The following is a 23,338-nucleotide window of genomic DNA, read 5'->3' as shown; positions in this document are numbered from 1 at the left end:
TTGGAAGAAAAATGCAGCCGCCGAGTCGGCGACGTTTAAGGATTCGCGCCAGCCTGTTCCAGAATCTCGGCCATCTCTGTCTGGCTGCGCTGGCGAGCCAGGCTCAAGGGACGCACTCCCTGACGATCCGGCAGGTTCACATCCGCTCCGGCCTTGATCAGCAAACGCAGCACTTCCTGGTGGTCCGGCCCGCCATCAGAGAGCACAATCGCCTCATGCAAGGCAGTCCAGCCCAAGTAATTCACATGGTTAGGGTCGACCCCCGCCGCCAGTAAAAGGCGCACAACATCGACATAACCGTGCTCAGCCGCTGGAATCAGCGCCGTACCACCATAACGGTTCACGCTACGCAGATCGGCTCCGTTCTCCAGAGTCATGCGCAGGATTTCCAGACGACCTTGTGCACCCGCGACCAAGTAAGGGCTGTCGTGAATGGAGTCGGCCTGATTTACATCCGCACCGGCACGTATCAACTGCCGGGCAATATCAATATGGTTTAACCAGGTTGCACGTAACAAGGGGCTTTGCCCTTGATCGTCGCTGACACTGACGCTGGCGCGAGCCCGCTTTTCTGAAAGAATCTCGCGCACTTTGGCGCTATCGCCTTGCTCTACCGCTTCCAGCAATACTGTTTGTGACCACACGCTGCCACTCCCCAAGGCCAAACTCATCACCATTCCAGCCAGCAAGCTTTGCAGTGCTGCTTTCATGCGCTTCCCCCCCCCGTCATGGCATTGGCTCCACAGGACCAAACGTTTATAAATAGCATAGATAGGCTTTGGGCAACACCGATTCATAAGCATACTGCTTATTTTCTTACGGATAAGCTTGACCGGCTGCGGCCACATCCAGTTCGGGCTGAGACATCAATCTATCCAGCTCGCTACGCAGATAATTAAGGAACACGCGCGTCTTTTGCGGCATCAGACGCGAGGGGAGCAAAGCCAGAATAGGGAAAGGCGCAAACTCCCAATCCGGCAAGACACGCTCCAGGTGCGCGCAATCCGGATCCAATTTTCGCTCCAGCAAGGAAGAGGCGGTAATACCCAGGTCATGCACGGCCAGTTTGCGCATCATGATGGCGTTATTGACGGTAATGGAACCTTCCACAATCGCGTCATAGCGCTCCTGATTCGGCCCACGCAAGGACCAGACTCGATCCGAGCTGGCGGGGCGGGCACAAATACAAGTATGGCCTGCCAGTTCAGAAGGATGCTTGGGTCGCCCTTTGCGGTCCAGATAGTTGCGGGTGGCATACAGCCCCAGACGAATCTGTCCTAACATGGTGGCCACCGCGCTGGAGTCAGGCTGAGCACCCACACGGATGACGCAATCGTAGTTGTCGGCCTGCAAATCAATAGGCCGTATGGTCAGGTCAAACTCCAGCTCAATATCCGGGTACTGTTGATTAAAGCCCCGGATAATGGCGGGCATCAGCACAATGCTGAAACTGGCAGGCATGGAAACCCGTAAACGTCCTTTGGGGGTCTGAGCCACATCCAGCAATTGTTCATGAGCCAGACGAGCCTGTTCGACGACAGCCAGGCAGCGCTCGAAATACACTTGTCCCGCGTCGGTCACATCTACATTGCGCGTGCTGCGTTTGAGCAAGGCCACACCCACTTCTTTTTCCAATTCGCGGATACGGCGTGACACGGTGGAAACCGGCATTCCCAGGGCTTGGGCAGCACGGCTAAAGTGGCGGGCACGAGCCACTTCCACGAAGATCGCGATGTCGTTGAGCAGGGGACCGGCGATAATGGTACTCATTTGAATTGTTCCATGAATGGAAATACGTTTGCAATATTAAGGGTTTTTACTAGGTTTAGAAAGGCTCATACTCCATCTAACGATTCGCTAAACACAACAGCGAACCACCGAAAAACACACCGTAGATTTGGAGTAAATAATGAAAAACATCGCACGCGCAACTATCGCCAGCCTGATTCTTGGTGCCACCGCTTTGAGCGGCACTGCCATGGCAGCTACCAACAATGTCGCTACCGGCGAAAACCTGAACTACCCAGCAATTGAATCGACCGACGCTCCTTTGAGCCGTCAGCAAGTCGTTCAAGAACTGGCCGCTGCTCAAGAGCAAGGCTACATTAGCACGGGTTCCATGGGCGACTACCCACGTATCGATACCCGCTCCGAACTGAGCCGTGATCAGGTTGCCGCAGAAGCCAAAGACTGGAATAACAACAACGGCACCTTTGTTGCTTACTAAGCTGCTGATTGATCCCTAATTAGTCGTAGTTCCCCCTTGAAACGCCTCTTCGGAGGCGTTTTTTTTATCAGCTGTTGACCTTCCCATCGGGTCAAGCCCTAAAGTGGCTTCATTGACGATCCATTGAAGGGTGATTTCGATGACAAGCAGCGCTTCAAACAAGGGCTCACGCCTGACTTTAGATGTGGAAGGCATGACATGTGCTTCCTGCGTCAGTCGGGTTGAAAAGATTATTGGCAAAGTCCCCGGTGTGCAATCGGCCCAGGTAAATCTAGCCACCAACAAGGCCACCGTGGAATTTGAGGGGGCCGCCCCGGTCGACGCCATTATGCAGGCAGTGGAAAAGGGTGGTTACAAAATTTCCCAGCAAGACATTGTGCTGGACGTGCAGGACATGACCTGCGCCTCCTGCGTGGGCCGCGTTGAAAAGGCCTTGCTGAAGGTACCGGGCGTACAAAAAGCCTCGGTCAATCTGGCAACCGCCAAAGCGCATGTGCAAGTGGCGCAGGGTGTGAAAGCTCCTGAGCTGATTCAGGCGGTGAGCAAAGCCGGCTATCCTGCCAGCCTTGCCGAAGCGGCTGTCACAAATGACCAGTTCGAGCGTGCCGAACAAACCTACGAAACGCTGCGCAAGCGTTTCTGGCTGGCGACGGTGCTGGCCTTGCCCGTTTTCATTCTGGAAATGGGCGGCCATATGGTGCCTGCTTTCCATCATTGGGTAGCCAGCACCATAGGTACACAAAACAGCTGGCTGATCCAGTTCGTGCTGACCACGCTGGTTTTGCTGTTCCCAGGCCGCGAGTTCTACACCAAAGGGATTCCTGTTCTCTTGCGTGGTGGCCCGGACATGAACTCGCTGGTCGCTGTGGGGACCCTGGCGGCCTACAGCTTCTCGCTGGTGGCTACCTTTGCGCCACAGTGGCTGCCTTCCGAATCCGTCTACGTGTACTTTGAAGCTGCCGCTGTCATCGTCGCCCTGATTTTGCTGGGCCGTGTCATGGAAGCGCGCGCCAAAGGTCGTACGTCTGAAGCCATTCAACGCCTGCTCAGCCTGCAGCCGCCTACCGCTCGTGTACGTCGCGACGGTCAGGAAATTGAGCTGCCCCTGGCAGATCTGCATACGGGCGATGTCGTGCTGGTTCGTCCCGGCGAGCGTATCCCCGTTGATGGAGATGTTCTTGCCGGTCAGAGCTATGTGGATGAATCCATGGTGACAGGCGAATCCATTGCCGTGTCCAAATCCCAGGGCGATAAAGTCATTGGTGGCACAGTGAACCAAAAAGGTTCGCTGGAATTTGAGGCTACCGCCGTGGGGCAGGACACCGTACTGGCCAATATTGTGTCCATGGTTGAGCAGGCCCAAGGCTCCAAGCTGCCTATTCAAGCCGTGGTCGACAAAATCACGCTTTGGTTTGTGCCCGCCGTCATGACACTGGCCGTCTTGACCGCCATTGTCTGGCTGATTTTCGGACCATCGCCCGCATTGAGCTTTGCACTGGTCAATGCCGTCGCTGTGCTGATTATTGCTTGCCCATGTGCCATGGGTCTGGCCACGCCAACCTCCATCATGGTGGGGACGGGCCGAGCCGCACAGGCTGGCGTGCTGTTCCGTAAAGGGGACTCTTTGCAAGCACTGCGCGATGTAAAAGTCGTGGCCGTGGATAAAACAGGCACCCTGACCAAGGGCGCGCCCGAACTGACCGATTTTGTCTGCGCACCCGGAGAGAACCAGGATCAGGCTTTGGCAGCGATTGCCGCTCTGGAAAACTACTCCGAGCATCCGATTGCCCAAGCCATTGTCAGCGCCGCCAAGGAAAAGCAAATCACCTTGCCCAAGGCTGAGCAGTTTGAGTCCCTGACAGGCCTGGGTGTCACCGCCCAAATCGGAGCTGACCAATGGCATGTGGGTGCAGATCGCCTGATGACGCAATTAGGGGCGGACCTGTCAGCCTTTACCGAGCAAGCCCAGACGCTGGCGCAGGACGGCAAAACCCCCATGTACGCCGCCCGCAACAAGCAGGTCATTGCCTTGCTGGCCGTGGCTGACCCCATCAAGGAAACCACGCCGCGCGCCATCGAGCAGTTGCATGCCCGTGGCATCAAGGTCGTCATGATTACCGGCGATAATCGCCACACAGCCAATGCCATTGCCCGCCGTCTCAATATTGACGAAGTGGTGGCGGAAGTCATGCCTGAAGGCAAGGTGCAAGCGGTTCAGGCCTTGCGCGATACCCATCAACATCTGGCCTATGTCGGCGATGGCATCAACGATGCACCCGCTCTGGCTGTAGCAGACGTGGGGATTGCAATTGGCACCGGAACGGACATTGCCATTGAAGCGGCTGATGTAGTCTTGATGTCGGGCGATATGCAAGGCGTGGTCACCGCGATTGCCTTGTCCCACGCCACCATGCGCAATATCCGTCAAAACCTGTTCTGGGCCTTTGCCTATAACGTGGCACTGATTCCGGTAGCAGCGGGCGTGCTCTATCCCTTTAACGGCACTTTGCTCTCGCCCATGTTTGCCGCTGGCGCCATGGCCTTGTCTAGTGTCTTTGTGGTCAGCAATGCCTTGCGTTTGCGGCGGGTGAAGCTGAACTAAGGTACTCGCACAACACGTTTCACTGCCGCGCAGTAGAACCCGGTGTAAACCAAGAGGTTCTTTCAAGCAGAGAAACAAATGCCGCCCCGGTTGGGCGGCATTTTTCAGCAAGGCGATATTGCCAAACTCATCAGACTTCACCGATCAGGCTTTCAGCGTATAGCGCAAAATCTCCACGATTTGCTCGGGGCTAGTTGCCCAGGCCTGCGCACTGGCATCCACTTCTTTCAAGGGATGGATGATGTCTTCGGCGTGCAACGTCACGTACGGTTTGCCCAGGGCGGCACAGAAACCGGCATCAAAGGCAGCATTCCACTGTTTGTACTTGTCCCCAAAACGCACCACGACCAGATCCGCCTGCTCAATTAAGGTTCTGGTACGGATGGCATTGATTTTGGAGGATTTGTGATCACGCCAGAAACCTTCGCTGGCCGGTCCCAGGTGATCGCCGGCGGCATCGCTGGCATCGTGATCGGTAACAGGGCTGGTAAAGGTAATATCCAATCCAGCGGCCTTTGAACCTTGAGCAATCTGCTCGCGCCAATCCGTGTGAATTTCGCCGGACAGATAAACGGTGTAAGTCATTACATACTCCATAAAGAAAAGCCGGACGCCTCTTTAACAGGCGCCCGGCGCATTCAAACCCACCCAACAGTAGCATATTGAGCGGCACCTAACAGCAGGCAAACGCAATAAACCTTATTCGCAAACGCATCAGGGGGGGGGTAAAGAAACGGGTTTCTTTATGAAGCCTGTGGATCAGCGAATCGGAATGGCAACCGGACGCAGCGGAGCCGCATCACCGCCCCGGATCTTGAGCGGACCACCAATAAAGGCAAACTCATAGACCTTGTCCTTGGACAATTCATCCAGGGCAATCAATTCAATGATCGGTGCACCTTGTTGAGCCAATAGATAGGTATGCAAGGGGACGTAGTCATCAGGAACCTCGGAAGGGAAGGTTTCAAAGCTCAAGTTGTCCGCACCCACAATCATCGCACCGCCTTCCTCCACCAGATAACGAGCAGCATCCAGGCCCATGCCAGGTGGCGCGTTCATATAGGCTTTGGGATCATTAAAGAGCTTCATGCGGCCCGTGCGGATCAGGACAATATCGCCTTCTTTCAGCACCGTTTTCTGACGGGCCAGTGCATCCTTCAAGTCCTGGCGTGTGATGCGGTATTGATCGGGCAGCATGTCTACGCCTTTGGCGGCGGCCACATCAATCAAGACGCCACGGGCGATCAAGGGCGGGAATTTCTCGATGCCAGTACGGTTCCAGCCACGGTCACCCAGATGCTCATCAGCCTTGAAACCATTCCAGATCTTTCCATGAATGCCGAAGTGATTCAGGGCATCGATATGGGTGCCCGTATGGCTGTACATGGAAAAAGCCGTGCCTGTGTAGCTACGAACCGCGTTCATCTCATCGCCAACTCCCATCGGGTCATCCACTGCGGTACCACGGGGGGTATGGGTCATCCAGAACTGATAGTGCGGGTCTCCCGCGTCCTGCCAGCTGGGCATGCCCAGGTAGTAGTCGGTTGCCAGGTCATAGACTTTGCTGCCATCCAGACGGGACAAGATGGCAGCCCGGGAAGCAGGAGTGATCAGGTTCAAGCGACCAATTTCATCGTCCGGCCCCCAGGGGCTGATGCCCACTTCCTGAGCACTAAGGGGCAAAGGGTTGCTCGCTGGGTGAGTGGAATGAGCCAGAGAGACGCTCATGCTGCTTGCACCAACCAGCAGTAAACCGAGAAGACGGTGAGAAAAACGGATCGACATGGGATGTCCTTTTATGAAGCGTAGATAAGAAAGAAAGGGGCGGCGCTTACAGCAAAGCGCGCAAACGGCTTTTGAGCATTTCGGCGGATTGGGTCTGCAAACGGGCCAACACTTGGCCGGTCTCGCGTGAGGAGACTAATAAAGTGGGGATGGACTTGATCCCTAGCCGTACCGCTTCGGCGCGATCGGCTTGAACTCGCTGCTGCGCGATATCGCTATCCATAGCATTCAGAAAGGCCTCACCATCAAAGCCTTGCACAATGGCGACCTCCAGTAGCGTGTCCATATCGCCGATATTGCGACTTTCTGCCAGATGCGCACGCTGCACCGCATCGAAGTAATCCCAATGGGCGTTGTCGCCAGAAAGTAGCTGCGCCGCCTGACACGCCCGAGCGGACAACATTCCATGGGGATAGTCGAAGTTCTGTGCTCGCATGCCCTCGATATTGATGGACTGCGTATCATCGTGTTGGGCGCAGGCGGTCCAGTGGCCCAGGATTTCACGTTTGGCGCGCTCCATGGAGCCGAAGGCTTGCAGCATCTGCTCGCGGCTGTCTTGCAGAACAAAGGTATGGTGGCGGACCTGGATGCCCAGTTCGGCGGCAACTTGCCGCAAGCGTGGCGACATGACATAACACCATCCGCAGACGGCATCATGGAAGAAATCAATAATCAGGGGGGAGACAAGCGGCTGGGTCGGGTGTGTTTGATCGTGCATTGTGATGTCCTTGTAAGATGGTCATCACAATAGCGTTCCCCGGAGCGGAGAATAAGCACGTGGCGGTGCAGACAGTTTTTACTCCGAGTTCATAAAGGTCTGTTTACAGGGCGTTGGACATGGCATGGGGCAGTTGGTCGGCCAGATAATCCACGAAGGCTTTGACCTTGGGTTGCAGGTGTCGGTTGGTTGGATACACGGCGTAGATATGGCGGGGCTCATTCACCAATTCGGGCAAAACGCGTTGCAACTGCCCGCAAGCAATTGCTGGATCTGCCAGAAAGGAAGGCAGGGCGCCAATACCCAAACCGGCAATCAGAAAGTCGCGCAGCATCAGGCTGTTATTCACTTGACTATGCTCGCCTGAAAACAGCAAAGCCGTACCACTGGGGGGGTGCTGTTGAGGATTGCTGTCGAAATCACTATCAAAAGCAAGGCCCTGGGTATGTGCCAGGCTATAGCTGATCATTTTGTGATTGCGCAGATCCTGCAAGGTCTGAGGCAGGCCATGCTGCTTCAAATAGGTGGGGGCGGCGCATAATTTTTGCTCGATGGTGGCGAGGCGACGAGCAATCAGGGTGGAATCATCTAGGCTGCTACGCAAACGCACCGAGACATCAAAACCGTGAGCCACGGCATCCACGATCCGGTCTTCCATCACCAGCTCCAGCTTCAGTTCCGGATACTTGTGTAGAAAATCCGTCATCAATGGCGACAGGACGCTAAGTGCAAACGACAAGGGGGCATTCACGCGCAAGGTCCCCGTCACGCGCTGGGACTGCTGTTTGACCGAGCGCTCCAAAGCGTCCAGCTCATCCAGTATCCGACAGCATTCGGCATAGTAGCTGCGGCCAGTCTCCGTCAGACTCATGCTGCGCGTAGTGCGCTGGATCAGCACCGTATCCAGATGCGCTTCCAGGGTACGCAGTTGCTTGCTCAAACCCGCTGCGGATATCCCCAGATCCTCCGCGGCTTTGGCAAGTCCGCCCAGCTCCACAATGCGCCGGAAGGTGCGCATGACATTAAATGTGTCCATAAGGGATAGGTACTCCAACAATCAGCTATAGCAAGGCTTGGGCGGGGAGCATGTCTGAAAACAGGAACGCAGCCCCCACAGGAATCGTATCCTACCGCATTGCCGGGGGCTGTCTGCGTCTGATTTTCTTGTCTCAAAGCGGGTGCTTTATTTCCAACCCAGGCTATGGGATTGCTCCAGAGCCTGGTGACGCTGATCATCATCCGCATGCAGATAGATATTGGTCGTAGCGATAGACTCATGGCCCAAAGTGTCACGGATGATACGTAGATCCACCCCTTGATCAGCCAGGTGAGAACCCGCCGAGTGACGCAGCCAGTGAGCCGAGGCCTGCTCCAGAATACGGGCCTGGGACTCCTGATCGGGATGCAGACTCCGTAAACGATCCGCACTACCTTGAAAAACCTGTTTGACCAAAACATGCGCCATGGCCCGCGTCAAATGCTTGTCGCTGGCACCGGCGGACATTAATAAAGGATAGGGCTCCAAAGCCTGGGGCGGTCCTTCCAGCCCATGCGCTTGTCGGTAGCGCATCAATTCGCCGTACAGCTCTTGCGTTAAAGGCACATGACGCCATTTGTCGCCCTTGCCGTGGATATGCAGCCACCACTGAGCCGTCGTTCCCGCATCAACACGTTCCTGAACATCGGCCATACGCGCCTGAACCAGTTCGGAAATGCGCAGGGCGCCGCCATAAAGAATAGAAAAGAGCCAACGTACGCGGGCTTTATAGCGCAACTCGCTCTGCGTATCTTCAGGAAGGGCCTGGATGTACTCCTGTACCCAGCGCCATTGCAGCCGGGTCAAGTACCGTTGCTGGGGGGCGGTGGTTTTCTTTTGACGTCGGCCCTGATGAGACAAGGCCAAAGGATTGCCCGCCAAATACCCCGCCTGTACCAGCCAGCTAAATAAAGAGTTCAGAATCAATAACGCCTGATTCCGGCTGCTTTCAGACAAGGGCCCCGCAAATGGCCGCCATGCCGCATGGTGACGGGCAGGGCGGGAGCGCCCTTGAACCACCCAGCGATGAGCGGGTTGAGGGTCCGCCAGAAACAAACGATAGGCCAGAATGTCTTCCAGGCTAAGCGAGGACAAGTCCTTGCGACGCTCCAATACCGCCCATAACAAGAGGCGCTCCGCCTCCTTGCGGTAGTTCGCATAGGTGCGTGGACTATCTATATAGCGCGCCAACCAGGCCCTCAACGCCTCTATATCTGTTTGCGCCTCAATCTGTGCACGTCCGCCGAGAGAGCGGTTGGCCCCTTGCCGCCCGTCAAAACGAGCCAGCAATTGAGCAATATCGTCCGATCCCAGATCGGTTGAGGGCGAAGTGTTGGCTATTTCCATGAATAAGCAGAAAAACGAAGGCGATAAGAGAGCAGGGAAGGGCTTTCAAACCCGTGCCTGTGCCAATCAGCCTGTTTAGGGTCAGATATTTGACATTATAGAGATAATGTCAAATTATAAAATCCTATTTGTTGATAATTTTATATATTACGTTGTATTATTAATTAAATTATCAACAAAGGTGGAAAAATGGAGCAAAACCAGCCAAACGAGGGGCAAATCCTGGCCGATGTTGCCCAATTACGTGATCGCTTCAGCCATACGCAGACTTTGTACAAAGAAGTGGCCGCACTCCTGTTTTTCCGCTATGGCGTTACACCTACGGCCAACAAGCTGTACCAATTGGTGCGCAAAGGCAGCATGAGCGCTCCGGCTCAGGCACTACAGACGTTCTGGGAAGATTTGCGGGATAAAAGTCGAGTTCGGCTGGATGTGGCCGACATGCCTGAAGAGCTACAAGCCCTGACGGGGGATCTGCTGGGTCGTATCTGGCAAGAAGCGATGGGGCACTCGAAGCAGCAAATGCTGCATTACCAGACTCAGGCTGATGAACGCGTCGCACAGGCCCAAGCCCAAACCCTGGAGGCCCAACAAGCGCTGGAAGTAGAGCAGGACGCCTTGAAAAATGCCCAAGCCCATATAGGAAAGCTGAAAGAAGAACTACAGGCAGCCAGTCAGGTACAAGCAGCTCTGAAACAAGACTTGCTGCACGCCAAACAACGTCAAAACGAGCTGGAAACCGAAAAACAATTGGTTCAACAAGAACTGCGCCGTCAAGGTGAGCAATTCACCCAGGACTTGGAGCGGCTGCAAAAGGCTATTGAGCTGACCGAAGAACGCGCCCAGGCCAACGAGCGCCGTGCTTTACTGGAAATCGACAAGGAACGCTCCATTCAAACGCGATTGCGTCAGCAAATAGAAGAGGCCGAGCAAGCAAACAAGACCCAGCGTCAAGCTCACGAACAGGAGCTGAACAAACAGCAGGATCAAATGCAGAAACTGCGCCAGGAGTTGGGGCAAGAGCAGGGCGAGCGCCGCGCGATGCAAGCGGCTATGGATATCAGCCATAACTTGGCCAAAGAGATGCAGGGGCAATTGCAAATGTTGCGTACTCGCGCTGCTTTGCTGGAGCGGGAGAATGAAGAGGCGCGCAAAACAGCCCAACGACTCAGCCAGGAACTGGAACAAGCCCAAAGCCAGCCTGTACGCCCCCTGCGGTTGAAGCGACGCCTGATCAAGAACGATCCTGAATAATAAAATCTATTTAGCAGCTTATGCCAGCCATCCGTAAGGCTGATTTGCTACGCTTGCAATCGCCTGAATAGACCACTGCGTGTAACGGTCTGTTTTAGCGCAAACGATGCACAGAAGGCTTATGCTAAGCTTTTGCCATGCTGCGCGCACCCATTTCATCTCGCAAAACAATAGGCTGGCTTTTATTAGTCGGCCTGCTTGTTTTTTTTGCCAGCATGGGTTTGAGTAGCAGCTTTGCCGCACACGCCACGATTCAAAATACGGATCGCAGCACTGTTCAAGCGCAACATGCCTCGTCGGGGCAATCTCACCATAGCGCTCCCAACCATTGCAGCACTCCAATGAAAAGTGGTTGCTGCGCTTGTCTGGCGACGCAGGCTCCACCACCTGAAGCGGTGGCATTACAGCCCGTTTTCCCTCCCGTCCCCCTGCATCAAAACTACGTCTCCCGGCTGATTGGCCCCGCCCAGCCACCTCCGCGCTCGTCCTGATCATCTCGTTTTAATTGCCGCCCAAGCGCTAAAAGCCTGTGCTGATCCAGCCTGGGTGGTACGTGTGTATTGATGATTGATAGGGATAAACCCATGAAACGACGCGATTTTTTTAAACTGACTTTGGGTGCCAGCCTCTTGAGTAGCCTGCCTATGCGAAGCTGGGGGCAGGGCATGATGGGGCACCACGGCTCCATGTCTGAAGGTATGCCCGGTCACGGCATGAGCACCCGCCCAGGCCTGATGCCCATAGAAAAAATGCCGGCTGGCCAGGCTCTGCAAGCTCTACCTGTACTTAAAAACAGTAGTCAGAAAAAAGGGCTTTTCCAGGCCAAAATTACTGCTGCTGCCCATCAACGCGTTCTGGCAGATGGAAAAAGCACCGAACTCTGGCTTTACAACGGCCAAGCTCCCGGCCCGCTGATCGAACTGTATGAGGGCGACCAAGTAGAAATCGAGTTTGAAAACCAGCTGGACCAGGCCACTACCATCCACTGGCACGGTTTGCCGGTTCCCTCTGATCAGGACGGCAACCCACAAGACGCGGTGATGCCAGGACAAAGCCGCTACTACCGCTTTACCTTGCCCGAAGGCTGCGCCGGTACGTACTGGTATCACCCACACCCTCATGGCAAAAGCGGTGAGCAAGTCGCCCACGGATTGGGCGGGACAATTATTGTCCGCTCTCCCAAAGACCCATTGAAAGACTACACGGAGCAACACTGGGCCATTAGCGATCTGCGGCTGGACATTAATGGCCATATTCCGGCCAACACAGGTCCTGACTGGATGAACGGCAGGGAAGGGCAGTTCGTGCTGCTGAATGGTCAACGCCAACCCCTTATCCAGGCCAGCACAGCAGAACGCATCCGTGTCTGGAACTCGTGTTCTGCCCGTTATTTGAAGCTGCACATCCCCGGCGCTCGGCTGGTTCAAGTCGGTACAGATGGCGGACTGTTAGAGCAAGCCTTGGCAGCGGCCGAGTCGATTTTGATGGCCCCGGCCGAACGGGTGGAGTTCTTTATCCAGACGGATAAAGATCTGGATAGCAGCTTGCAAGCACTGTATTACGATCGGCAAAAAATGATGGTGCAGGAAAGTCCCGAAACCCTGACGCTGGCAACACTGAAAATCCACCATCAGGAAATCGAACTGCCCAAGCAATTACGCACAATCCCTGCCATTCCAGCAGCCGCCAGTACCGCAAAAGTCGTATTCAGCGAAGTCATGCCCATGAACCATGACATGCAGTCTGGGCACGGCGCTGGTATGACAGCCTCATCCGGGATGAACCACCAGGGTATGGCAGGCATGGACAACGATATGATGCCCGGTATGGCTGCCATGCGTTCCATGTTCCGTATCAACAATCAGGTCTACGACATGGACCGCATCGACCTGCGTTGCCCAACAGGGCAGTGGCAGTACTGGGATGTGATTAACGATTCCCATATGGACCATCCTTTCCATCTGCACGGCACACAGTTTCAGGTATTGGCGCGCCAAACCGGGATGCAGTCCGTACCGGAGGCGTTCCGGGCCTGGCGCGATACGGTCAATCTGCGCCCCAATGAAACAATCCGCTTGGCGTTCCGCCAGGAATTGCCGGGCCTGCGCATGTTCCACTGCCACATTCTGGAGCACGAGGACCTGGGCATGATGGCGCAGCTAATGGTGGAGTAGCCTGACCGCTGATGTAGAGCCTTGAAAACATCCGCCCTGCAAGCCTGTGTGCCAGCAGGGCGGACAAAGCAGTCCTGCCTGAAAAAAACCCGGCGTCGCCTGCATTACAATACCGCTTTTGAATTTCTCATTTTCAGCGGAGCACGCGCCATGAGCCTGTTGGGCACCCCTTTATCGTCGTCGTCGGACAAAATCATGCTCTTGGGCTCGGGAGAGCTGGGCAAAGAAGTACTGATTGCGCTGCAACGCCTGGGGGTAGAAACCATAGCGGTGGACCGCTACGAGAACGCACCTGGTCAGCAGGTCGCCCATCACTCGCGCACCATCACCATGAGTGATGCCGAACAATTGCGCGCCCTGATCGAAGAAGAAAAGCCCACCCTGGTTGTGCCCGAGATTGAAGCCATTGCCACCGGCGTGCTGGAAGAACTGGAAGCCCAAGGCAAGGTACGCGTCATTCCGACGGCCCGTGCCGCTCGCCTGACCATGGACCGCGAAGGCATCCGCCGCCTGGCCGCTGAAACCCTGGGTGTTCCCACCAGCCCCTACCAGTTCTGCGAATCGCTGGAAGAGCTGCAAGCCGCTATCGACGACAAGATTGGCTACCCTTGCGTCGTCAAACCCTTGATGAGCAGCTCGGGCAAGGGTCAAAGCAAGATCAGCGGCCCGGACGATGTTGCCAAAGCCTGGGACTACGCCATGGCGGGTGGCCGCGTCAGCCAATGCCGCATCATTGTTGAAGGCTTTATCGACTTCGACTACGAAATCACCTTATTGACTGTCCGTGCCGTAGGCGCAGACGGCCAGATCGAAACCCAGTTCTGCGATCCCATCGGCCACAAGCAGGTAGATGGCGACTACGTTGAAAGCTGGCAGCCCCAGCCCATGAGTCCCGCGGCTCTGCAAAGCGCACGCGATATTGCCCAAGCCGTTACCCAGAACCTGGGCGGCCAGGGCTTGTTTGGCGTTGAGCTGTTCGTGAAGGGCGATCAGGTCTGGTTCAGTGAAGTCAGCCCCCGTCCACACGACACCGGCATGGTCACCATGGCCACCCAATGGCAGTCAGAATTTGAACTGCATGCACGCGCCATTCTGGGCCTGCCTGTGAATACCGCCTTGCGTATGCCAGGCGCCAGCGCCGTGATCTACGGCGGTGTAGATGCAAAAGACGTGAATTTCCTGAATGTGGCTGAAGCCTTGCGCATCCCGCAAACCGATATCCGTCTGTTCGGCAAACCCGAGAGCTTTGAAAAGCGCCGCATGGGTGTCGCATTGGCCGCAGACGCTGATCTGGAAACGGCCCGTGCAAACGCCCGCCAGGCCGCGGCCACCGTAAAAGTCCAAGCCCGCTAAAACAAGGAGTTTTCCACCATGCCCATCATCGTCGTCCTGCTGTTCCTGGGGATTATTGCGGCGCTTGTGTATGGTGGAATGCAGCTCTTTAGCCTGGTCAGTGCCAGTGCCGGAGTTATTGCCGCGATCTTGAGCCTGCTGATCGCAGCGGCCATTCTGGTGGCCCCCTTCATCGTATGGCGACGCCGTTATCTGGCCATTCACGGCAAAAAGCAGCAAGGCCAGCGCATTCTGGAGCTGGCCTTACCCGACGGTTCAATACGCCTGGATGCCCTGCAAAAACGCGGTCAGATTCAAACGGGGCAGGGAACACGAGCGTTTATTTTTGCGGATATAGACTCAGTCGAGCTGCAGGGCAGGGGATTGACGCTGACTTTGCGTAACCCAACGCAAAGTTGGGAAATCCAGCCTGCCCATACCGCAGAAGCCAAACGTTGGCGCAAAATCCTTAGCCTGGCAGCACGGCAGGATTTATAAGGCTCATCGTCAAAGCAAATCGACAATACGCCTAACCGAAGTAAAGCCTTGTCGGTAAAAAAGCACGTGCATCCTTATACCTGCTCACTCACCTGGTCAGACAAGGCCGGCTCATTCAGGCTGATCATGTGCTCATCCAAAGACTCCAGCGTCTCGACGACCGTACGCAGAACCTGAATACGGGCGGCTTTTTTGTCCTTGCTGGGCACAATATGCCAAGGTGCCATGTGAGTATCGGTCTGGGCGAACATTTCCTCCGCAGCGCGTTGATACGCCGTCCATTTCTCCCGATTACGCCAATCGTCTTCCGTAATCTTGTAATTCTTGAAGGGCGTTTCCTCGCGGGCCTTGAATCGTTTGAGCTGTTCGTCCTTATCAATATCCAGCCAGAACTTGATCACAGCCGTACCGTTGGCCAGCAACTGTGCCTCAAATTCGTTGATTTCCTCGTAAGAACGATGCCAGGCGGCACGGGAAATCAATTTTTCCACCCGCTCCACCAGCACACGACCATACCAGGATCGATCAAAAATCGAAATTTCCCCCAGACGCGGCAGTTTGCGCCAGAAACGCCATAGATAAGGGCGTGCCAGCTCCACAGCATTAGGAGCAGAAATAGGGTGGATATCGTAAGTACGGACGTCCAGGGCTTCGGTCAAACGGCGGATAGTGCCGCCTTTACCCGCTGCATCCCGCCCCTCAAACACCAGTACCAAAGAGTGCTTGCGGAAAGCTTTACTACGCACCGCGCAAGACAAACGGCCCTGCCAATGCAAAAGCTCGGCGTCGTAATCCTGCACAGATTCTTCAGGAGGAGGGGACTGAAGCGAAGCAGTCGGGACGTTCAAGCGAAACGGGAAGGCATGCGGCTCTTTCACCTGACGCGGGACAATAGGCTTGTCCATGGCCTGCAACACCACCTTGGCCAAAGACACATCACGCAGGTTCTTATCTGCGCTAGGGATAACAACCCAAGGGGCGTAATTTCGATGGGTCAGATTGATAGTTTGCGTCGCGGCATTGCGCAAGCGATTGAATTGCTTATGAACTTTCAGGTCAGCCTTGCTGACACGCCAGGCAGTACTAGGATCAGCCATCAAGGTAGCGCATCGATCCAGTTGAGCCTGCGCAGAAAGATGGAACCACAGCTTCAAAACCTGCACGCCTTGATAGGCCAACTGCGCTTCAAAACGATTGATCAGATGGGTATACAAAGCAATCTTGGCCGGATCCGGTGCTTTACGGCCCAGCTCTTTCATTAAAGGCGCATACCAGGACCCAAATACCAAACCCGTCTGACCACGAGCGGGCAAGCTATTCCAATAACGCCACATCAAAGGGCGCATGGCTTCTTCTTCACTTAACTTGCCAAACGCCAGAGTGTGCACATGGCGCGGATCCAGCCACGTGTTCAAGGTATTGATAGCAGAGCCTTTACCCACACCGTCCATACCTGCCACCACGATCAGCAGGGTTTGATCTGCCTTATCCAGACGTTCGTACTGCTTTGACAGCAAGGCTTCACGCAGGATTTCAATCTGCGCCTTGGCCAAGTCATCACTCAAGCTGGGATCGCGTTCGGCAAACTGTAGTACATGGCCCATGGTGCTTTGCTCCAATTTACATAGCTGCTCACTATAACCATGCAAGGGAACACTTAACTACCTTCAGAGCAAAAATAATCCGGAAGAAGAGAGAGGAGTGACAAGCGATAAGAACAGGTGCTTAAGGGAATGGGGCTAATATCTATCGATGACTGACTTTACATAATATACATTATGCGATGCCTATAATCATCCAGAACATCGTATTTCAAGGCCCCAAACCTCGTTACCCACAATGGCTACTTGCCACCGCTCGCATCCAGGAATGTTCCCGTGATAAAGGACGCCTCAGAGCTGGCTAGCCATAAAATTGCACGCGCCACTTCCTCTGCTTGGCCACCACGGCCCATCGGGATGCTGTCCTTTAATCGGTCTACACGGTCTGGCTCGCCGCCACTGGCATGCATCTCGGTATAAATATGCCCAGGCCGAACACAATTAACACGAATCCCTTCTCGGGACACCTCTTTAGCAAAACCTGTTGTGAAAGTCTCCAAAGCTCCTTTTGAAGCGGCGTAATCCACATATTCGTTCGGACTGCCAAGCTTGGCCGCTATAGAGGAAACATTGATGACAGAACCGCCTTTCCCACCATAGCGATAAGCCATGCGTTTGGCCGCCTGTTGCGCACAAAGCATGGGACCAATCGTGTTGACCGCAAAGGTGTGCTGTATACGCTCGAAGCTGAGATCCTCCAGGCGAGACTGCTGAAACAACACGCCTGCGTTATTCACCAGGACGTCTATCCGCCCAAACCTTTGGTCGATCTGCTCAAAGAGCTGAGTAATCTGCTCCGGGTCCGCGCAATCAGCCTTGAACGCAAAAGCTTGGCGACCTGTCGCCTCTACTTCAGCGACCACCGACAAGGCATCAGATTCGCTGGCGACATAGCTAAGAACAACGTTATAGCCCTGCTTCGCCGCCAGGCGCGCCGTCGCAGCACCTATCCCTCGACTCCCGCCGGTAATCAATATGACTGGATAATCTGACGCTACACCCATCTGCCTGTCTCCACCATACAGTTTGAGAAAGCATCATAAGGCTAAAAACCAAGCTCAGGGCTAGCTGTCCATTTTTCCAGACTGCATAAAGGTCGGGGCAATCCCGACCTGTCTATCTCAAGGTGCCAGGACTAAAGCCGGTGTCGTTCTCAGGGATTTGAATCCCTATATCACTCAATGCATTTCTGACCAGCCTGACTTTTTCTTTTTGGGGCACATCGGGGGCCCCTATGTCGCCACCTGTAATATCAACAAACTGGGTTTTCTTGCCTTTGTCGTCAAAGTTGGTAACGGTAGACGCTTCAAAGTAGATCAGGTTGATATGGGCACAACCTTCGCCCTTTGGAAAAGCGGCACCTAAGCACTGCATTCAGCCTATGCGGTTTTTTTATAGTAATTGTTTACACCGCGCTTAATGGCTGATTTTCCAACGAAAACGGTTTACAGCGTCATCTTGAACCCCTTGTGGCTAGCCGTGAAACCCAGTTGCTCATAAAACCGATGTGCATCGATACGAGCCATATCCGAAGTAAGCTGCACAAGGTGACAATTGCGTGCACGGCATTGTTCGATGGCCCACTGAATCATCAAACGCCCCAAACCCGTACCACGGGCTGCGCTGGCAATACGTACAGACTCAATCTCCCCACGCCACGCGCCCTGGTGCGACAGGCCTGGCATATACGTGATCTGCAAAGTGCCCACAACCGCGTCATCCAGCTCTACAACGGCCAGATACTGATTGGGGTCCGCTTCTATCGCAGCAAAAGCGTCCAGATAGGACTGAGCCAACGGCAGGCTGATGTTTTCCCGTTTCTGGCCCAAAATATCGTCGGCCAACATGGCTACGATGGCCTCCAGATCCGCTGCCACAGCACGACGAAAAACAGGTGTCGACGTCACTTCAAACTCCTCAATAAAGCGAAATGAATCTGAGATTATGCCTCCCGGAACTGACGAAACCGTGACTAGCCCTTCATTCTGATTGCGTATTCTCGGTAATAGCGGGATCGGCCGGAGTCTTTTGCGCTTCCAGCCATGCTAGCCAGGACGCCTGCAGGCGCCAGGCACTGGCTGCACCGGGGGCATAACCCATAATTTCTTCGATCTCAGGCAAGGAAAAGCCTCGTTCGATCAAACCCGCCCCAAAGGTATTACGCAAACGCTGTGGCGTCATCAACAGATCCATCTGCTTGATTCCCCATTTGCTGACGATACGAGCCAGCGTGGCAGGATTCATCTGTGCCTGGGGACGCGCAGCGCTGATCTGACGGCTACCAGGAAAGACCCGGCTATCTTTTACCCAAGCGGAAGCATCTTCGGCTCCGCTAAAGATCAACCAGCTACGCAAAATGCCTTCACACCAGACAGGCACAACAACGTCGCGTTTTGCCGCGCCAGCAAGCCTGAGCAGAAGAGTGCCATCCCGCCAAAGAGCTGTCTCCTCGTGATCTGAGTCGTCTGTTTCTGAAGACTCTGCAGTGCGTTTGGCTACGCCTACCGCGCAAGGGTGCAACTGCCCCAACTCCACCGGGCGCAAGCCTGTGCCCAGCATCACAGCCACAATCGTCATATCCCGATATTCACGCCAACGGGCAGCAATGGTCATATCACTGGTCAACTCCAGGACACGCAGGCGGGTATTCAAGGCTTTGATGGTGGCAGAGCATTGATCGACAGAAAGAAACTGGGTGGCCTGGTTGTCAGGCGCCTGACGCCAGCTTTCCTTGAAAGGATCATTGATGGCGGGGGCCAGTGCGGGGTTTTCCGAGCGGCCATCCTGGCGGCAGAGCTCTTCATAAGCACGGGCAATGACTTGTTGATAGCGCTCACGCTGCGGACGGCGCACTTCGTCCAGATTGCTCAAAAAGTCCCGTATATCCACAGGCTTGATCTGGGTGTACTGCTTTTTGTGATCTTGCAGCGCCTGCAAGAAGCGTCGCCACAAGGTGCGATAAACCCGCTGCGTGCTGGGCGCCATGGGCGGGCGTTGATGCTGCAACCACGTGTCAAACAAGGCCTCCGCCGAGATATCGGCGGCCTGCGAGCCCAAAATGGGCAGGTCAAACTGCCCTTCTTCTCTTGTAGACCGTTTTTTCATTGCCTATTTATCTTTTCCGTTAATTGCATTTTTATAATAAAACCTTACGGTGGATTGATGCAACTTCGTCTTATCAGACAATGGAATGTATTTTCTTCCATTTCCGCAGTCGGATCCGAGCATTCGCATAAGGTGAGGCCGTATTGAACTGAATCATGCGCCCTAGAGAATACTTCTTGTACCAAGGCGCTCCATACAGATCACCATCTGTACTTTGCTCGACCAAGGCAACAATACGAGCTTGCGCCTCCTCCAGGCGATTTAATAAGTCCGAGTACGACACATTGGCAAAGTCGGCATAGAACTTCTGTGCCAGACGCCCGAGCTCGTTCCATTTAAAACCGGTTTCAGGGAAATCTACCGGCAAACCTTTGGCCTTGGCCTGGCTCCACTTCAAAACCAGTTCGTTCCATCCGATCAAATAAGCGACCAGATCAGCCACACTCATTTGCGTCCCCTTGGTATGACCTTCCAGGTCTTTTTCACGAGCCCGCGTAATGGGAACAGTAGCCAGATCTGCAGCCAACTTTTGATAATTGCTGCAAATGGCCACTAATAAATCGTGTTTGTTTTGAGGCACAGCCATATGATTGCTCCTCTTGCTCAAGACCGAACCACACCGTACTGCCCCACCTTTTTCATGCAGCCGTGTGGCATCACTTAACGATAAAGGTTCTGATGAACCCAGCCCTTATTGGTCAGAATCATTCGTGCTTGCCCCTCGACTTCCTGGGCCGTCAACGCGCGCAGATCCTCGTAGGTATCCTGAACCGCGCTATCTTTGATCCAGCCCGCCGCATCGGCCAGATGATAGACATAACTCACCTGACTGACGGTAAACCCGCCTGCGCTGGCCGGTTCGGTAAAATAGTTGATACGGTCCAGAACCAGGCGGCCTGTACAAAATGCATCATGCTCGCCCTGCGACTGTTCGGAGCTGGAACGACGCAAATAGGTGTCTGCATTGGCATCCAGCTCGTAGCGCGGTGCCTCTTCCTTTCCTACCTGACGCAACAAACCTACCTTGGCCAAGGCAGCCAGACGAGCTCGATCTTCCACAATCAAGGGGGAATCGTGCTCGGCCTGATAGGGATACACACGTCCAGGCACTCCTACACACAAGCCGTCTCGCGTATCCAGATAGCTCTGGATTGCCGTGCTGAAATTTTCCTCATTGGCCTTTTTCGAGTCCTGGCATCCTGCCAACAAACCGGCTACCACGACGACCAACGCTGTTTTCCACATAGAGACTTCCTTGCTTGCGAGCTGAAAAAAGGAGTTTAGCCCGCCCCCACCCCACCCTGAAAGCCTTGTCACACGCTGCAAGAAAATAGTCATCTTGCAAGAGATGCACGACCAATACCCCCCAATATTGCATTACTGCATTGCAAAATCTGGTCTTTTACGATGCTTACAAACAGGTTAAAGTTTCTTGGCTTCGTAAATGAAAGGCATTATCAATGAGCATCACCCCTGTTCCAGTGAATCGCCAACGCTACACCCGAGTCGCACGCATCTTGCATTGGCTGATGGCACTGGCCCTGACCGCCCTGGTGACCGTGGGCTACACCATGAAAACCTTGCCCCTGTCCCCTTTGAAACTGCAAGTCTATTCCTGGCACAAATGGGCCGGTATTTCCTTGCTGGTACTGGTGATCCTGCGCCTGCTCTGGCGTTTGTTCAACCGCCCCCCTGCTCTGCCCCCTGGTATGTCTGTTTTCAGCCGGACTCTGGCCCACTGTGGTCATGCAGCGTTGTACCTGTTGATGATTGGTATTCCCCTGACAGGCTGGCTGATGAGTTCTGCCAAAGGCTTTCAGACGGTGTGGTTTGGCGTGATCCCCCTGCCCGATCTGGTTTCCAAAGATAAACCTTTGGGCGAGCTGCTGGTCCAAGTCCACATCTTTTTGAATTACGCCCTGATTGCCATGGTCAGCCTGCATGTTCTGGCGGCCTTGAAGCATCAGTTCATAGACCGTGACGGCTTGCTTGGCCGCATCACCTTTACTTTAGGCAAAGCCAAATCATGAAAAAATCTGTCTTCGTGTCCCTGCTGATCAGCTCTCTGGGCCTGGGCACCAGTCTGGCCGTCAACGCCAAGAACTACCAGGCTCTGGACACCCAAAATAGCGAAATCGGCTTTCAGTATTCCCAGATGGGTGTGAAGCTGGATGGTCAGTTCCGTAAATTTGAAGGCGAACTGAACTTCAACCCCGACGCCCTGGATCAGTCCAAGGTGGTCTTGAAGGTCGCCCTGGATAGCGTTGATACCGGCTCAGAAGAAGCCGATGATGAATTGCAAGACGTGCGCTGGTTCGATATTGACGCGCATCCCCAGGCCGTTTTCAGCTCCAAGAGTTTCCGTGCTGTCAGCGACCAGCAATATGAAGTGCAAGGCACGTTGCAGATCAAAGGCCGTGAGCAACCCGTCACTGTCATGGCGACCATGGCTCCCGAAGGCGACAAAGCCACTTTTAGCGGTGCCTTTGAAATCAAGCGTGGCGATTTTTCTATCGGTGAAGGCTCCTGGTCCAGCTACGACATCGTGGCCAACGAGATCACCGTCAACTTCAAGATTGATGCCAAGTAAGCAGACGCATCAGCGCCCCCTTCCTCTCCCTGCATAACAAGGATTACACCCTCATGATCAAGCCAGTGATTGCCCTGTCCGCCAGTTTCATGTTTGCTTTTGCTGCCCAGGCGGCTCCAGTCACCTATCAGGTTGAACCCAGCCACACCTTTGTGCACTTCAGCTACAAGCACCTGGGCCTGAGCACGCAAAGCCAGCGTTTTGACAAGGCACAAGGCACCGTTACCCTGGACCAGGAAGCCAAGACCGGCAGCATCGACATGAAAGTCGACACCCGTTCGGTCAGCACCGGCTTTCCCCTGTTCAACGAACACATCCAGGGCAAGGATCACTTCGACACCGAGCAGTTCCCCGAAGCAACTTTTGTGTCCAAGGACATTCAGTTCGACGGTGACAAGCCTGTGTCCGCCAAGGGCGATCTGACCATCAAGGGCATTACCAAGCCCGTGACCATGACCATTGAGTCCTTCCTGACCATGCCCAAGCACCCCATGATGAACAAACCCGCCCTGGGCGCGGACGGCAAGATCGAGATCAAGCGTAGCGAGTTTGGCATGGCTGCCAACGTGCCTTACGTCGGTGATGAAGTCACTATCCGTATTGCGCTGGAAGCCATTGCCCAGTAATAGCGAAGCACTCGCTACTCAGGAAGTCTGATTACAGAATTTCCTGAACGACTTCCAGGGGACGCGCCAGACGCGTCCCTTTTTCTGTCACCACGATAGGACGGTTCAACAAAACAGGATTAGCTTCAATCGCTGCCAGCAAGTCCTCGTCGCTCAGATCGGGATTGCCCAGGTTCAGCTCGCTGTAAACAGCCTCTTTGCTGCGCATGGCCTCGCGTACCGTCAAGCCCGTTGCCGCAATCAGAGTTTTGAGTTCGCTGCGCGACAAGGGTGTTTTCAGGTACTCGATGATCTCGGGTTCCAGACCTTTTTCACGCATCATGGCCAGGGCATTACGCGAAGTGCTGCAGCGCGGATTATGATAGATTTTGCTCATGACAGTCTTTGACTTCCTATAAACCGTATTCAGGCGAACAATAGTAGCCCAGCGCCGCCGGATACGT

Annotated in this window: 25 protein-coding genes; 9 read left to right on the top strand and 16 right to left on the bottom strand. The window is 54.6% G+C overall.

What is annotated here, in order from left to right; translation table 11 throughout:
* Positions 1-35: 35 nt before the first annotated feature.
* Both WFM49_RS16655 and WFM49_RS16650 read right to left on the bottom strand, forming a co-directional pair.
* Entirely contained in the window at positions 36-710 is a 675-nt protein-coding gene (locus tag WFM49_RS16655) for an ankyrin repeat domain-containing protein (RefSeq protein WP_009453986.1), read from the bottom strand.
* 106 nt (positions 711-816) lie between these two features.
* Positions 817-1,770: a LysR family transcriptional regulator gene (locus tag WFM49_RS16650; protein ID WP_026482563.1), complete on the bottom strand. Its 954-nt coding sequence runs from the start codon at positions 1,768-1,770 to the stop codon at positions 817-819.
* A 139-nt stretch (positions 1,771-1,909) separates the two neighbouring features.
* On the opposite strand from WFM49_RS16650, the gene WFM49_RS16645 reads away from it, so the two are divergent.
* On the top strand, positions 1,910-2,227 hold the full coding sequence (locus tag WFM49_RS16645; RefSeq protein WP_026482562.1) for a DUF4148 domain-containing protein: 318 nt from the start codon (positions 1,910-1,912) through the stop codon (positions 2,225-2,227).
* 15 nt (positions 2,228-2,242) lie between these two features.
* Here the strand turns inward: WFM49_RS16645 and WFM49_RS16640 are convergent, their stop codons facing one another.
* On the bottom strand, positions 2,243-2,422 hold the full coding sequence (locus tag WFM49_RS16640) for a hypothetical protein (protein WP_021446589.1): 180 nt from the start codon (positions 2,420-2,422) through the stop codon (positions 2,243-2,245).
* On the opposite strand from WFM49_RS16640, the gene WFM49_RS16635 reads away from it, so the two are divergent.
* Positions 2,421-4,829, top strand: coding sequence for a heavy metal translocating P-type ATPase (locus tag WFM49_RS16635; protein WP_425541733.1), 2,409 nt, complete (start codon positions 2,421-2,423; stop codon positions 4,827-4,829). The two genes, WFM49_RS16640 and WFM49_RS16635, sit on opposite strands and share 2 nt — an antisense overlap.
* A gap of 144 nt (positions 4,830-4,973) precedes the next feature.
* Here WFM49_RS16635 and WFM49_RS16630 read toward each other — a convergent pair whose 3' ends face one another.
* The 5 genes from WFM49_RS16630 to WFM49_RS16610 form a co-directional block, all read right to left on the bottom strand.
* Positions 4,974-5,414, bottom strand: coding sequence for a YtoQ family protein (locus WFM49_RS16630; RefSeq protein ID WP_009453991.1), 441 nt, complete (start codon positions 5,412-5,414; stop codon positions 4,974-4,976).
* A gap of 174 nt (positions 5,415-5,588) precedes the next feature.
* Positions 5,589-6,557, bottom strand: coding sequence for a cyclase family protein (locus WFM49_RS16625; protein ID WP_371477525.1), 969 nt, complete (start codon positions 6,555-6,557; stop codon positions 5,589-5,591).
* Positions 6,558-6,660: 103 nt separating this feature from the next.
* On the bottom strand, positions 6,661-7,332 hold the full coding sequence (locus WFM49_RS16620; protein ID WP_336974390.1) for a DsbA family oxidoreductase: 672 nt from the start codon (positions 7,330-7,332) through the stop codon (positions 6,661-6,663).
* 103 nt (positions 7,333-7,435) lie between these two features.
* Positions 7,436-8,368 carry a LysR family transcriptional regulator gene (locus tag WFM49_RS16615; RefSeq protein ID WP_250755697.1) on the bottom strand — a complete coding sequence of 311 codons (933 nt, stop codon included), beginning with the start codon at positions 8,366-8,368 and terminating at the stop codon, positions 7,436-7,438.
* Between the two features lie 147 nt (positions 8,369-8,515).
* Positions 8,516-9,715, bottom strand: coding sequence for a tyrosine-type recombinase/integrase (locus WFM49_RS16610; RefSeq protein WP_336974388.1), 1,200 nt, complete (start codon positions 9,713-9,715; stop codon positions 8,516-8,518).
* 189 nt (positions 9,716-9,904) lie between these two features.
* Between WFM49_RS16610 and WFM49_RS16605 the strand changes: the two genes are divergently transcribed.
* The 4 genes from WFM49_RS16605 (at position 9,905) to WFM49_RS16590 (ending at position 14,973) form a co-directional block, all read left to right on the top strand.
* Complete coding sequence (locus WFM49_RS16605) at positions 9,905-10,969, top strand: DNA-binding protein (protein WP_336974386.1); 1,065 nt, start codon at positions 9,905-9,907, stop codon at positions 10,967-10,969.
* A 584-nt stretch (positions 10,970-11,553) separates the two neighbouring features.
* Positions 11,554-13,143: a multicopper oxidase family protein gene (locus WFM49_RS16600; protein WP_336974384.1), complete on the top strand. Its 1,590-nt coding sequence runs from the start codon at positions 11,554-11,556 to the stop codon at positions 13,141-13,143.
* 150 nt (positions 13,144-13,293) lie between these two features.
* On the top strand, positions 13,294-14,496 hold the full coding sequence (gene purT, locus WFM49_RS16595) for a formate-dependent phosphoribosylglycinamide formyltransferase (RefSeq protein ID WP_009454002.1): 1,203 nt from the start codon (positions 13,294-13,296) through the stop codon (positions 14,494-14,496).
* An 18-nt stretch (positions 14,497-14,514) separates the two neighbouring features.
* Positions 14,515-14,973 carry a hypothetical protein gene (locus tag WFM49_RS16590; protein ID WP_035271590.1) on the top strand — a complete coding sequence of 153 codons (459 nt, stop codon included), beginning with the start codon at positions 14,515-14,517 and terminating at the stop codon, positions 14,971-14,973.
* A 74-nt stretch (positions 14,974-15,047) separates the two neighbouring features.
* On the opposite strand, the gene pap is transcribed toward WFM49_RS16590, so the two are convergent.
* The 7 genes from pap to WFM49_RS16555 form a co-directional block, all read right to left on the bottom strand.
* Positions 15,048-16,577 carry a polyphosphate:AMP phosphotransferase gene (pap, locus tag WFM49_RS16585; protein WP_250755704.1) on the bottom strand — a complete coding sequence of 510 codons (1,530 nt, stop codon included), beginning with the start codon at positions 16,575-16,577 and terminating at the stop codon, positions 15,048-15,050.
* 239 nt (positions 16,578-16,816) lie between these two features.
* Positions 16,817-17,578 (bottom strand): SDR family oxidoreductase, encoded by a 762-nt coding sequence (locus WFM49_RS16580; protein ID WP_336974382.1) that lies wholly within the window; start codon positions 17,576-17,578, stop codon positions 16,817-16,819.
* 112 nt (positions 17,579-17,690) lie between these two features.
* The gene (locus WFM49_RS16575; protein WP_336974379.1) at positions 17,691-17,948 is read right to left on the bottom strand and encodes a hypothetical protein; all 258 of its coding nucleotides are present in this window, start codon (positions 17,946-17,948) and stop codon (positions 17,691-17,693) included.
* A gap of 71 nt (positions 17,949-18,019) precedes the next feature.
* Complete coding sequence (locus tag WFM49_RS16570) at positions 18,020-18,481, bottom strand: GNAT family N-acetyltransferase (RefSeq protein WP_336974377.1); 462 nt, start codon at positions 18,479-18,481, stop codon at positions 18,020-18,022.
* Between the two features lie 73 nt (positions 18,482-18,554).
* Positions 18,555-19,679 carry a site-specific integrase gene (locus WFM49_RS16565; protein ID WP_336974376.1) on the bottom strand — a complete coding sequence of 375 codons (1,125 nt, stop codon included), beginning with the start codon at positions 19,677-19,679 and terminating at the stop codon, positions 18,555-18,557.
* Between the two features lie 73 nt (positions 19,680-19,752).
* The gene (locus WFM49_RS16560) at positions 19,753-20,265 is read right to left on the bottom strand and encodes a ClbS/DfsB family four-helix bundle protein (RefSeq protein WP_009454089.1); all 513 of its coding nucleotides are present in this window, start codon (positions 20,263-20,265) and stop codon (positions 19,753-19,755) included.
* Positions 20,266-20,339: 74 nt separating this feature from the next.
* Entirely contained in the window at positions 20,340-20,924 is a 585-nt protein-coding gene (locus tag WFM49_RS16555; protein WP_035271683.1) for a hypothetical protein, read from the bottom strand.
* 215 nt (positions 20,925-21,139) lie between these two features.
* Between WFM49_RS16555 and WFM49_RS16550 the strand changes: the two genes are divergently transcribed.
* From WFM49_RS16550 to WFM49_RS16540, 3 genes are read left to right on the top strand one after another with little or no spacing between them, the layout of a single operon-like run.
* Positions 21,140-21,709 (top strand): cytochrome b, encoded by a 570-nt coding sequence (locus WFM49_RS16550; protein WP_336974373.1) that lies wholly within the window; start codon positions 21,140-21,142, stop codon positions 21,707-21,709.
* Complete coding sequence (locus tag WFM49_RS16545; RefSeq protein ID WP_336974371.1) at positions 21,706-22,269, top strand: YceI family protein; 564 nt, start codon at positions 21,706-21,708, stop codon at positions 22,267-22,269. Before WFM49_RS16550 ends, WFM49_RS16545 begins: the two co-directional genes overlap by 4 nt.
* Positions 22,270-22,322: 53 nt before the next feature.
* A complete protein-coding gene (locus WFM49_RS16540; RefSeq protein WP_250755711.1) occupies positions 22,323-22,895 on the top strand; it encodes a YceI family protein in 573 nt (190 codons plus the stop codon).
* Positions 22,896-22,926: 31 nt separating this feature from the next.
* On the opposite strand, the gene arsC is transcribed toward WFM49_RS16540, so the two are convergent.
* Positions 22,927-23,271 (bottom strand): arsenate reductase (glutaredoxin), encoded by a 345-nt coding sequence (arsC, locus tag WFM49_RS16535; protein WP_035271689.1) that lies wholly within the window; start codon positions 23,269-23,271, stop codon positions 22,927-22,929.
* Positions 23,272-23,338: the final 67 nt, after the last annotated feature.

The sequence above is a fragment of the Alcaligenes sp. PF14 genome (assembly GCF_037150615.1).
Lineage (GTDB): Bacteria > Pseudomonadota > Gammaproteobacteria > Burkholderiales > Burkholderiaceae_B > Alcaligenes > Alcaligenes phenolicus.
Note: the sequence above shows the minus strand (reverse complement) of the source record. Positions and strands in the feature narration are given on the sequence as shown.